Raw genomic sequence first — 11,170 nt, 5'->3', positions numbered from 1 at the left:
CGAAGGGACAGCCGGCGGGGCGGGCGGTGGGCAGGGCGGTCAGCGGCGACTCGGTCATGGTCTCCCCCGGTGTGCGGACGGCCGGCGGCCCGCGGTGCGGGCGCGCCGTGAGGCGCAGTTGCACGGCGTGCAACTGCGCCTCACCGTAGAACAGGACTTGCACGGCGTGCAAGAGAGGGATTGAACGGTGTGAAAGTCCTGCACTACGCTGCAGTCATGCCCCGTGAGACCTTGAGCCGCGACCAGATCGTCCAGGCAGCCATCGACCTGCTCGACACCGAGGGGATCGACGGCCTGAGCATGCGCAAGCTGGGCCGGCTGCTCGGGGCGGCGCCCACCGCCATGTACTGGCACGTGGGGAACAAGGAGAACCTCGTCGTCCTCGCCGCCGACCGGGTGTGGGGGGAGATCGAGCGGCTGGACCCGGCCGAAGTCGGCTGGCGTGCCGCCGCGCGGGCCCTGGTGCACGACGCCCACGGCACGACCCTGCGGCACCCGTGGCTCATCACCGCCGTCAGCACGCACTTCGTCTACGGCCACGGCACGGCCGGACTCCAGGACCACAGCTACGCGGTCTACGAGGCCGCCGGCTTCAGCGGGCCGGACCTCGACTGGGCGGTGAACACCGCGTTCACGTTCCTGGCGGGTGCGGCCATCGACGACGCGGTCAAGGCGGCGATGGCACGGGCGCGGATCCGCCCGGGCCGGGGCGAGGAGGGCGGTCCCGTCGAGGACGTCGTCACGTGGGCGACCGGGATCGCGGCCCAGTACCCGCGGTTGCGGGCCCGCCTGGAGGCGCAGGCGGACGAGGACCCGGCCGAGATCGCCCGCCGGAAGTTCGAGTTCGGCGTGGAGGCCATCCTCGACGGCCTCGAAGCCCGCCTCGCCGCCACCGGCACCACCGCCGGGGCATCGGACGGAGATGACCGGGACAGCCGGGGCATCCAGGACGGAGCGGACAGCCGGGACGGCGGTGACCTGCGGTCCGCCTAGCATGGACGGGGACATGAGGGGCCGTCAGGGGGATTCGTGGACATCGGTGCGGTGGTCATCGCGGTGGCGGGCATGGCCGGCACGCTGGGGGGAGCCCTCGTCACCCAGCGCGCCGCCGAACGGGCGAAACGCCGGGAGCTGGACCTGGTCCGGAACCAGGAGCAGACCCGCGACGACCTGCTCCTGCGGCGCACTTGCTACGTGGAGCTCAACCGGGACGCACGCCAGTTCACCACGGCGCTCAACCACCACCTCCACCGTATCGGCGAAGGCACCGTCGAGGACGCCGACCGGCAGGCGCTCGACGAGGCGAAGCGGGCCCATCGCGACCGCTACTCCGAGGCGCAGATGATCGCCCCCGACGAGGTGCTCGCACAGGCGAGCGCAGTCAACCAGGCACTGAACGCGGTCTACGGCCAGGTCAAGCGCCTCGACCGCGACAGCGCGGCCGGACCGGCGGCCGGGGGCGCGCTCGACGCCGCGGCCGCGGCCCGGGAGGAGATCTGGGACCTGCTGCGGGACATGCGGGCCGCGATGCGCCGCGACCTCGGGGTGTCATCCGACGGGTGACACCGCGCCGACCTACCTCCTGGCCCTGCTCGCGCCCACGCCGTACGGCCACCGCTTGACCCTCCCCCTACGTCAGGCCACAGGCTCGGCCCGACGGAACGGAAAGGTCGTTTCATGAGTTATTCAGTCGGACAGGTGTCCGGATTCGCCGGGGTCACCGTGCGCACCCTGCATCACTACGACAAGGCGCGGCTGCTGTCGCCCAGCGAGCGCAGCGCCGCCGGCTACCGGCTCTACAGCGACGCGGATCTGGCGCGGCTCCAGCAGATCCTCTTCTACCGCGAGCTCGGCTTCTCGCTCGACGAGATCCGTACGATCATGGCCGATCCCGAGGCGGACGCCCTCACCCACCTGCGGGAGCGCCACCGGTCGCTGAAGGAGCAGATCACCCGCCTGCAGAGCCTGGTGGACGTCGCCGAGCGGGCCATCGAGGTACAGCAGACCGGCGTACGGCTCACCCCGCAGGAGCGGTTCGAGGTGTTCGGCGATGTCGCGTTCGACCTGAGCTACGCGACCGATGCGCACCTGAAGTGGGGCGAGAGCGAGGGCCACCAGCGGTCCATGGCCCGGGCGGCCGCCCACACCAAGGAGCACTGGCGCGCCCTCATGGCCGAGGCGGCGGGCTGGCGGCGGTCGCTCATCGCGGCCTTCGAGGACGGGGCGGCCTCCGACAGCCCCCGCGCCATGGACCTCGCCGAGGAGCACCGGGGGCACATCAGCCGATGGTTCACGCCGTGCCCGCCGGAGATGCACTGCCGGATCGCGGACGAGTACATCGAGGACGCGCGGGCCTTCGCCCTCGTCGTGCCCGCCCCCGAGCAGCGGCCGGGGCTCGGCCGCTGGCTGCGGGACGCCGTCCATGCCAACGCGGGGCGGGTGCGGTCGCGATGAGGGTACTGATCGCGGCGGCGGGCTCGTACGGCGACGTCGCCCCGTACACCGGTCTGGGCTGCCGGCTGCGGGACGCCGGATTCCGTGTCGCGGTGGCGGCGCCCGAGCAGTTCGCGGACCTGGTGACGAGGGCCGGGCTGGAGTTCCGGGGGATCGCCGCCGACCCGAGCGGGGGGCCCGGCGGCGGCGGGGGGATGATGCGCCGGGCCGCCGTCTTCATGCGGGAGCTCGGGCAGGGCATGGCGGCCCTGGCCGCGTCCGGCGGGGCCGACGTCCTGCTGCTGTCGACCACGACGGCGCCGCTGGGCTGGCACCTGGCCGAGGCCCTGGGGATACCGGCGCTGGGGGTGTACCTGCAGCCGGTGGCACCCACGGTCGGCTTCCCACCGGTCGTGGCCGCCGGGCGTTCCCTCGGCCCGTGGGGGAACCGGGCCGCGGGCCGCCTCGCGCTGCGCGTGGTCGACCGGATGCACGCCGAGGCCGCGCGGGAGCTGCGCGACACCCTCGGCCTGCCGCGGGCCGCCCAGCCGGCGGTACGCAAGCGGCTGGACCGGGTCGGCTGGACCGTCCTGCACGGCTTCAGCTCCGCCCTGCTCCCCCGCCCCGACGACTGGCGGGCGGGCCTGGAGGTCGTCGGCAACTGGTGGCCGCACTGCCCGCAGGACGCCCGGCTTCCGCAGGAACTGGCCGACTTCCTGGACGCCGGGCCGCCGCCGGTCTTCATCGGCTTCGGCAGCATGGCGGCCGGCGAGGGCGAGCGGCTCGGCGGCATCGCGGTACGGGCCCTGAAGGAGGCCGGACTGCGGGGCGTCCTCCAGGCGGGCGCGGCAGGCCTGCACGCCGTCGGGGACGACGTCCTGACCGTCGGCGAGGTGCCGCACCGGCTGCTCTTCCCGCGCACCGCGGCCGTGGTGCACCACGCGGGCGCCGGTACGACGGCCGCGGCGCTGCGTGCGGGGGTGCCCGCGGTGCCCGTGCCCGTCACGGCCGACCAGCCGTTCTGGGCCGGCCGGGTCGCGGCCCTGGGAGCCGCCGCCGGACCGCTGCCGTTCAAGGAGCTGTCCGCGCCCGCACTGGCACGGGCGCTGCGCGCAGCCGTGGAGGAACCGGACCCCCGCGCGCGGGCCGCAGCCGTCGCCCGGCGGATGGCCGCGGAGGACGGTGCGGGCCACGTCGTACGCGAGGTGGAGCGCCTGCTGTCCCGGTGACACCCCCGGCGGGCTGCGGCGCCGGGACCGTGGCGAACACGGGCGACAACGCATGCTGCACACCGCGAAGTTGCCGCTGCAGGCGGGACGTCCGTGCGGTACCGGCCGACGCGAAGGCGCCGGGAGGGCAGGGAGGGGCGTACCCGGCGGGCGCGGCCGCTGCCTCGGGCGGGCAGGGCCGGCTGCCGCCGGCGGCCGTCTCCGTCTGCATACGGGCCGCGGCGCCGCCCGGCCCGCGCCGGCAGCCGGAACGCCGGAACGCCGGTCGGTGCCCGCCCGAGGGTGGGAGGCGGGCCGGTGTCGCTCCGGCCCGCCTTGCGGGGCCCTCGGAAGGGACGGCCTGGTGTTCGGCAGCCGGGTGCGCACCGCCCGGGCGATGGCTCCGGCCAGGTGCGGCGGTCCGGTGGGCGGCGAGGCGGTCTTCCGGGTGGGCCCGGTGTCGGGCAGGATGCCGACGCACCGGAACCCCGTCCGGACCCGCCGGGCGCGGCGGCCGGACCCGACCTCAATCCGGAGGCCCGTGTGGGACGGCACGACCAGGCGAGGCGGGACGAGTTCTACCGTGACCCCTACCCCCGCTACACCCGCGCCCGACGGGCCGAGGGCCTGCTGTACGTGCCGGAGGCCGACGCGTGGCTGGTGGCGCGCGACCGGGACGTGCGGGAGGTGCTCCGCCGTGCGGGGGACTTCTCCTCGGCGCACGCCCTGCTGCCGGACGTGGCCCCGTCGCAGGAGGCGCTCGGCGTGCTCGCGGGCGGCTTCGCGCCGCGGCCCACCGTCGTCTCCTCTGACGGGGCCGCCCACCGCCGGCTCCGGGCCCCGCTGAGCCGGGGGCTTTCCGCCGCCCGGGTCGCGGCGGTCGTCCCGTACGCCCGCGCCTGCGCGGAGGGCCTGGTGGACGCCTTCGCCGCCGACGGGTCCGCGGAACTGGTGGAGTCGTACGCGCGGCGGCTGCCCGGGCAGGTGATCGGGCGGCTGATCGGCCTGGACCCGGCGGACGTGCCCGCGGCCGTGCACGGCGGGTACCGGGCCGAGGAGATGGCCTTCCGCCCGCTGTCGCCGCAGGCGCAGACGGCCGCCGCCGAGGACGTGGTCGCCCTCCAGCACCTCCTGGACCGCCTCGCCCGCGACCGGCGCACCCGTCCCCGCGGCGACCTGTGCTCCGAGCTGGTGTCCGCGCTGGCCCCGGGGAGCGGGGAGCTGACCCTCGAACAGCGCCACGAGCTGGTCGCGGCCCTGCAGAACCTGCTGATCGCCGGTTTCCTCACGACGAGCGCACTCATCGCGACCACCCTGCTGCACCTGCTGGCCGACCGGGAGCAGTGGCGGATGCTGTGCGCCGACCCGGGGCTGATCCCGGCCGCGGTGGAGGAGGGCGCCCGCTTCGACGCGGCCGTCCAGGCCTTCCGCCGGACCACCACCCGGCCGGTGACCCTCGCCGGGACCGAACTGCCCGCCGGGGCCACCCTGCTCGTGGCGTACGGCTCCGCCAACCGCGACGGGCAACGGTACGAGCGGCCGCGGGAGTTCGACATCCGCCGCCCCGCGGACCGGAGCCATCTCGCGTTCGGGCACGGCCCCCACGGCTGCCCGGGATCCCGACTGGCACGGGAGCAACTGCGCCTGACCCTGGAGCTGTTGACCCGGAGGCTGCCGGATCTCCGGCTGGACGGGGACCGGCCGCCGGCGCGGATGCGCCCGACGCTGATCCACCGCTCGCCGGAGGTGCTGCATGCCACCTGGTAGACCCCGAGCGGCGGCCACGCGGGCCGCCCTGCGCGGCCGGACGTCCCCGATCCGGGGAACGACCGGGTCGCCCGGAGCAGGCGCTGTCCGTCGGCCGCGGGCCCTGGCCAGGGCGAGCGCCTGCCGTGGGGCCCGCGGGCGCGGTCGGCGGGCCCCGCCGTCCGCCCGAAGGGCGGGGACGGGTCGGGCGACGGGCAGGGACGGCCCGGAGGGACCGGGCGGGCCGGCGGCCTCGCCGGGTGTCCGCGCGAGGACGGTCGGTCAGGCCTCGAAGCGCCAGTGCTGCCAGGCGTACGGCCCGCAGTTGCGGAGGTTGACGCCCGCGTGTTCGTTCGGCTCGCCCATGTTCTGGATGCTGAGGCACTGGTTGTTGATCTGGGTGCGCAGCCAGGCGCCGTCGGTCCGCCACTGCTGGTTGGGCAGGCCGTGGCAGTTGCCGATCGCCTGGGCCGCGGCGTCGACCTCGCCGTTGCGGGCGTCGAGGCAGTGCAGGTCGGCCAGGTTGCGCAGCTTGCCGGCGTCCCAGTACCAGAGCTGGTTGCCGGTGCCGCGGCAGGTCTGCACTTCGACGTGGTCGCCGTTGGAGGCCAGGCACTTGGCGTTCAGGGCCGTGACGATCCGGAAGGTGTCCGCCGCGTGGGCGGGCGGCGCGCTCACGAGGAGGGGCAGGGCGGTGAGGGTGAGCGCGGGGAGGCCGCGCAGCAGTTTCTTGAACATGGTGGTGGGTGTACCGGACCGCGGCGGGCCCGCAACAGCCGGGCGGGAGGCAACTCACCCGGGCGGACGAGCGGCTTCACCGCAGAAACGGTCATGTACCCGCAGCTCCGGCCGGCTGCTCCGGGGCAGCCGGTGGGCCCGGGGCGGCATCCCGTTCCCGTTGCCTCCGAACCCCCTTGGTCGTTCAGCGGCTGACGGGCGGTGATCGGCGGAACAGGCGAGGATTGTGGTGCGGGTGCGGCGCAGGGCGGTTTCGAGGGCGTTCTCCGGTGGTGTGCTGACGGTCTCGCCGGTCGTGACCCCGGCAAGGGCCGCGGAGGCTTCGGGGGCGGCCGCCGAAGGGGCGTCGGGGGGAACGGCCGACCCGGGGGTCGCGGCCGGCGATCGGGTCAGGCTCCGTCACGGCCGCCGCCAACGGGGCGGCGACGGCCACCGCTCGGGCCACGACGCCGCCTCGGGCGACGACGTCATCGCCGAGGTGCAGACCGTCCTCCGGTCGGTGCCCCGGACGGCGGTGACGGCGGTGCTGCGACCCCGCTCACCCCGCCTGACCGGGAGCCGTGCCGCCCGGTGTTCTCCGCCGACGGCCGCGGTGTCGCGATGAGCGCCTACCGGGGCGGCGCCTTCCGCATCCGGGTCATGCGGCCCGACGGTTCGGGCCTGCGGCAGCTGACCGGCGGCACGCTCGACCACCGGGCTCCGGCCTGGTCCCCCGACGGGCAGACCCCTCGCCTCCCGAGGACGGGCGAGGACGCCGGCACGCGCATGCCGAGCGCACATGGTCGTGCGCACCGCCGGCCAGACGCGCCGTCACGGGCATCCGGTGGCGAGCTGCTCGCCGAGCGTGCTGCGCCGGTAGAGGACCTGCCGGCCGTGACGGGCCCGGGTGACCAGCCCGGCCCCGTGGAGCACGCGCAGGTGCTGGGACACTGCGCTCGGCGTGACCCGCAGGCGGCGGGCCAGCTCCACCGTGGCCAGCGGCTCCGCGAGCAGTCCGAGCAGCCGGGCCCTGGGCGCGCCGAGGAGCGGGACCAGAGCCGGCGCGACCCCCGGCCCGGCGGGATCCTCGGGACCGGCGGAACCGGCAGGGCCGGCGGCCTGGGCAGGCCCGGGTCCGGGACCGGACGCAGGGCCGGGTGCCCAGAGGGTCGCCACGCCACGGCTCGGGTAGAGCAGCCAGAGCGGTTCCTCCCGGCTGACGGGCGGCGCCGGCTTGTGCGCGAACACACAGGGGACCAGCAGCAGGCCCCGGCCGGACGCCTGCGCCTCGTACCCGCCGATGGTCCGGTGGATGCGCAGGACGCCCCGCGATCCGCCGTCCTCCCAGTGCAGTTGGGGGTGCATGTCGGCGAAGAGCAGCCGGGCGCCGCCCCGGGCCAGCTGCCGGGCCCGGTAGGTCATGTCCGCCTCGGCCACCAGCCGGAGCTGCGGCCAGACCGGCTGGACGGCGATCTCCCAGTACCGGTGCAGGAGTTCGCAGATGCGGTCGCGGAGGGCGACGACCGGCGCGTCCCCGCGGGCGGGCGGCGCGTCCACGGCCGCCCGCAGCACGTCGGGGAGCGGGTCCGGAGCGTGCGCGGCCAGCAGATCGCGGCGGACCAGCCCCGGCGGGGTCCGGCGGACGGCGGCCAGCTCCTCCTCGAACGCGGACTCGAAGGCCGCGGGCCGCGGGGTCAGGAAGTCGGGGAGGGTGAGACGGTCCGCGACCAGGGACATCAGCAGGCCGGTGTCCAGGGCCCCGAGCCGACCGAGGACGGACCTGCGCCACGGCAGGTGCAGGGCGGACACGCCCGGATCGCGCAGGACGCGCAGGCTCAGGACGGTCTCGCCCAGGGGCGAGACGGCGAACCGCGTGTCCGCGAGGTCCTCGACACCGAGCTCGAAGCTGATCATTAAGCCGTACGCTACATCAGTTGGCAGGGCGCGCCCGGTGCCGTGGACTTCCCTCCATGACCTCCCCGATCCCGAACCTCCTGCCGTGCGCGCCCCCCGGGACAACCGGATGAGCCGCCGCCTGGTGCTGATCCTGGCCGTGACCTGCGCCGTGGCCGTCGGCAACCTGTACTTCCCGCAGGCCGTCGGACCGCTGATCGCCGCCGGGCTGGACGTCCCGCCCGACGAGGCCGCGCTGGTGGTGACCGCCACCCAGATCGGGTACACCGCCGGGATGGTCCTGCTGGTCCCGCTCGGCGACCGGATCCGGCACCGCTCGCTCCTCGTCGTCCTCCTCTCCCTGACCGGCGCGGCCCTGCTGGGCGCGGGCTGCGCCCCGGCCCTGCCGCCGCTGGTCGCCGCGAGCGCCCTGGTCGGGCTGACGACCGTGGCCGCGCAGGTCATCGGCCCGCTGGTGGCCGGGCTGGTGGCTCCCGACCGGCGGGGGGCGGTGCTCGGCACGCTGCTGAGCGGGTCGACCGGGGGCATGCTGCTGGCGCGCACGTTCAGCGGGGTGCTGGGCGAGTGGCTGGGCTGGCGGGCCCCGTACCTGGTGGCCGCGGTCGTCACCCTGGTGCTGGCCGCCGTCATGCGGTACGCGGTGCCGGAGACGGTCCCGGCCGCCTCCGCCACCGGCCGCCCGTACGCCGCGTTCCTGGCGGAGCCGCTGCGGCTGCTGCGTGCCGAACCGGAGCTGCGCCGCTCCTGCTTCTACCAGGCCGCCGTCTTCGGCGGGTTCTCGGCCGTCTGGACGAGCCTGGCCCTGCTGCTGACCGGGCCCGCGTACGGGATGGGGGCGCAGGCCGTCGGCCTCCTGGCGCTGGTCGGCGGGGTCACCATGCTGTGCACCCCGTTCGCGGGTCGCCTCGTGGACCGGCACGGCTCGGACCGGGTGAACCTGGTCTCCCTGACCGGGGTCCTCGTATCGGCTGCCGTCCTCGCGGGCGGCGCGCTCGGCGGCCCGGCGGGCCTGGCCGCGCTGATCGCGGGCACCCTGCTGCTGGACACCGCCATGCAGTCCGGCATGGTCGCCAACCAGGGGCGGGTGTACGCGCTGCGCCCGGACGCCCGCAGCCGGCTCAACACCGCCTACATGACCTGCGCCTATTCGGGCGGCACCGCGGGTTCCTGGCTGGGCGTCCGCGCCTACACGCGGTTCGGCTGGCCCGCGGTCTGCGCGCTGCTCGCCCTGCTCGCCGGGGCCGCCCTGGTCCGCCACCTGTGCGCGCGCCGCGTCCGGCCCGGACCGCCCGCCGGCGCGGTCGCGCAGACCGACGGGGCATGCGGCCGGTGAGGCGGCCACCCGCACCGGCCCGGGCTGCGGGCTGCGGGCTGCGCCGAGGGCCGTCAGCGCGTCCGGCGGCACCCCCGGCCGCCCCGCGGAACTCCCCCGCCCGGGCCTCTTGTTATCCTCGCGCGCCGCCCCGGTCGGGTCGGGCGGACAGGGCGTGGAGACAACGGGTGGGGTGGATGGTCGGCAAAGGCGTGCCCGACGGGCTCGCGGCGGTGGCGTGTTCCGCCGAGGAGCTGATCCTCGGCGACGGCGGCAGCGTGACGGCGTACGAGGAACTGCTTGACGCGGTGGTCCGCTGGGCCGGACGGGACCGGGCCGGGCTCGCCGAGGCGCTGCGCCCGGTCGCGGACTGCTGGAGCGGGGTCCACCGGCCCCGGGCGTACGCGGCACAGCGGCTGCTGGCCGTCGTACGGGCTGCCGTGCGGCCCGTCGGCCCGGAGCCGCAGACCGGGCGGGGCTGGCTGGAGACGTGTCAGCACGAGGCCGTACGCCTGGTGATCGGCGAGCGCATCGCGGAGGTCTGCGGGTGGCTGCGGGCCGGGGTGACCGTGCCCATGCTGCTGGCCGCGCCCAGCCGGGCCGGGGGCGCCGTGGACCCGCGCGACCTGGTCATGCGGCTCACCGAGTACGAGCAGGCGGGCGCCCGGCCCGGGCCCGCCGACCTCGGGCAGGCGCTGCTGCGGTGCGGTGGCGGCCCCGCCGACGCGGACGTACTGCGGGCGGCGGCCGAGTTGACGCTGCCCGAGGGGCCGCGGGTCGCCGCATGGCTGCGGCAGGGCGGTCTGCCGCAGCCGGCGTGGACGGTGGAACAGGAGCCGGGACCGCCGCAGCCGCCGAGCCGGCGACGGGACGCCAGGGTGGGACGCCGGATCCTGGTCCGCACCGAGGTCCTGCCCGGGCGGGGTGACTTCCCGAGGACGTTCTGGCCGCTCTTCCGCCCGTTCGAGCCGCTGATCGGCTGCCGGCACCTGCTGCTCGGCCACCGGGAGCGGCACGCCGCGGCCGTACTCCCCTGGCATCCGGAGATCGTCGCGGCGCGGATGCTGGCGGAGGTCGCGGCGACGGCCGACCAGGACGGCGAGAGCGGCGCGGAGTTCCTGCCCGCGCTCGCGGCGAGCGACGGGCCGCCCGGCCCGGCCGTGCACCTGGCCCTGGCGTACGGGCTCGGCGCCGGCCCCGACACCGACCGGGAAGCGGCCGTGGCCGCGCTGGCCGCCCTGGCCGCGCGGGGCCGCCTCGACGGCGCCCTGCTGGGCGGCGAGCTGGCCCGGCTGGTGCTGCTCGGCACCCTCAGGCTGCCGACGGTGACGGGATCTCTCCGGTCGGCTGCCGCAACAGCTGGCGCCGACGCGGTGTGGCCGGTGCTGGCCGCGGCACTCCCCGGCCTGCTGGCGGCGGCCGGGGCGGGCACCCCGCCCCGGCCGCACCCGCCGCTGCTGGCCCTGGCCGCGGACTGCGCCCGCGACTGCGGGGCACGCGGGGCGGTGACCGGAGTCGAGCAGCTCGCGGGGCGTCCCGGCTCGTCGCGGTCCGTACGGGAGGCCCGCCGCCTGCGGAACATCCTGGCGGGCACGTAGCGCCGGCCCGCGGGGCGAAACCCGCCGCCCGGGCGGCGGACGGCTGTCCCGCACCGGAGACCGCACGTACGGGGCAACGGGCGGAGGGCCGGCGCGCGACGGCGATCGCCGCCCCCTGACCAGCCGGGACCTCGCGGACGAGGATGCGCCACCCGGCTCGGCGGCACAGGGTCGGGGCGGTGCGCACAGGAGCAGTTCGTGGTAAAGGAGGGGCGGCCAAGGGGAAGCGGGCGGGCGGGCCC

9 protein-coding genes are annotated in these 11,170 nt (G+C 76.5%); 7 read left to right on the top strand and 2 right to left on the bottom strand.

Annotated features, from left to right (window positions below):
• Nucleotides 1-216: 216 nt before the first annotated feature.
• The 5 genes from HYE82_RS27790 (at nt 217) to HYE82_RS27770 (ending at nt 5,408) form a co-directional block, all read left to right on the top strand.
• On the top strand, nt 217-993 hold the full coding sequence (locus HYE82_RS27790) for a TetR/AcrR family transcriptional regulator (protein WP_179176912.1): 777 nt from the start codon (nt 217-219) through the stop codon (nt 991-993).
• Between the two features lie 36 nt (nt 994-1,029).
• Nucleotides 1,030-1,563, top strand: a complete 534-nt coding sequence (locus tag HYE82_RS27785; protein ID WP_309144468.1) for a hypothetical protein — start codon at nt 1,030-1,032, stop codon at nt 1,561-1,563.
• 114 nt (nt 1,564-1,677) lie between these two features.
• Nucleotides 1,678-2,454, top strand: a complete 777-nt coding sequence (locus tag HYE82_RS27780; RefSeq protein ID WP_179176911.1) for a MerR family transcriptional regulator — start codon at nt 1,678-1,680, stop codon at nt 2,452-2,454.
• Nucleotides 2,451-3,662, top strand: coding sequence for a glycosyltransferase (locus HYE82_RS27775; protein WP_179176910.1), 1,212 nt, complete (start codon nt 2,451-2,453; stop codon nt 3,660-3,662). Before HYE82_RS27780 ends, HYE82_RS27775 begins: the two co-directional genes overlap by 4 nt.
• Before the next feature lie 522 nt (nt 3,663-4,184).
• Entirely contained in the window at nt 4,185-5,408 is a 1,224-nt protein-coding gene (locus HYE82_RS27770) for a cytochrome P450 (RefSeq protein WP_179176909.1), read from the top strand.
• A 261-nt stretch (nt 5,409-5,669) separates the two neighbouring features.
• Here HYE82_RS27770 and HYE82_RS27765 read toward each other — a convergent pair whose 3' ends face one another.
• Both HYE82_RS27765 and HYE82_RS27760 read right to left on the bottom strand, forming a co-directional pair.
• Entirely contained in the window at nt 5,670-6,125 is a 456-nt protein-coding gene (locus tag HYE82_RS27765; RefSeq protein ID WP_179176908.1) for an RICIN domain-containing protein, read from the bottom strand.
• 810 nt (nt 6,126-6,935) lie between these two features.
• Nucleotides 6,936-8,018: a helix-turn-helix transcriptional regulator gene (locus HYE82_RS27760; protein WP_179176907.1), complete on the bottom strand. Its 1,083-nt coding sequence runs from the start codon at nt 8,016-8,018 to the stop codon at nt 6,936-6,938.
• A gap of 109 nt (nt 8,019-8,127) precedes the next feature.
• Between HYE82_RS27760 and HYE82_RS27755 the strand changes: the two genes are divergently transcribed.
• Both HYE82_RS27755 and HYE82_RS27750 read left to right on the top strand, forming a co-directional pair.
• Nucleotides 8,128-9,351, top strand: a complete 1,224-nt coding sequence (locus HYE82_RS27755; RefSeq protein WP_179176914.1) for an MFS transporter — start codon at nt 8,128-8,130, stop codon at nt 9,349-9,351.
• 176 nt (nt 9,352-9,527) lie between these two features.
• On the top strand, nt 9,528-10,928 hold the full coding sequence (locus tag HYE82_RS27750; protein ID WP_179176906.1) for a DUF6493 family protein: 1,401 nt from the start codon (nt 9,528-9,530) through the stop codon (nt 10,926-10,928).
• Nucleotides 10,929-11,170 lie beyond the last annotated feature (242 nt).

Source organism: Streptomyces sp. BR123, assembly GCF_013401435.1.
Lineage (GTDB): Bacteria > Actinomycetota > Actinomycetes > Streptomycetales > Streptomycetaceae > Streptomyces.
This window is presented reverse-complemented; position numbering and strand designations above follow the sequence as displayed.

Coding starts and splice junctions, on each gene's coding strand:
- HYE82_RS27790 (WP_179176912.1), top strand. CDS start 217: ATGCCCCGTGAGACCTTGAGCCGCGACCAGATCGTCCAGGCAGCCATC.
- HYE82_RS27780 (WP_179176911.1), top strand. CDS start 1,678: ATGAGTTATTCAGTCGGACAGGTGTCCGGATTCGCCGGGGTCACCGTG.
- HYE82_RS27775 (WP_179176910.1), top strand. CDS start 2,451: ATGAGGGTACTGATCGCGGCGGCGGGCTCGTACGGCGACGTCGCCCCG.
- HYE82_RS27765 (WP_179176908.1), bottom strand. CDS start 6,125: ATGTTCAAGAAACTGCTGCGCGGCCTCCCCGCGCTCACCCTCACCGCC.
- HYE82_RS27760 (WP_179176907.1), bottom strand. CDS start 8,018: ATGATCAGCTTCGAGCTCGGTGTCGAGGACCTCGCGGACACGCGGTTC.
- HYE82_RS27755 (WP_179176914.1), top strand. CDS start 8,128: ATGAGCCGCCGCCTGGTGCTGATCCTGGCCGTGACCTGCGCCGTGGCC.
- HYE82_RS27750 (WP_179176906.1), top strand. CDS start 9,528: ATGGTCGGCAAAGGCGTGCCCGACGGGCTCGCGGCGGTGGCGTGTTCC.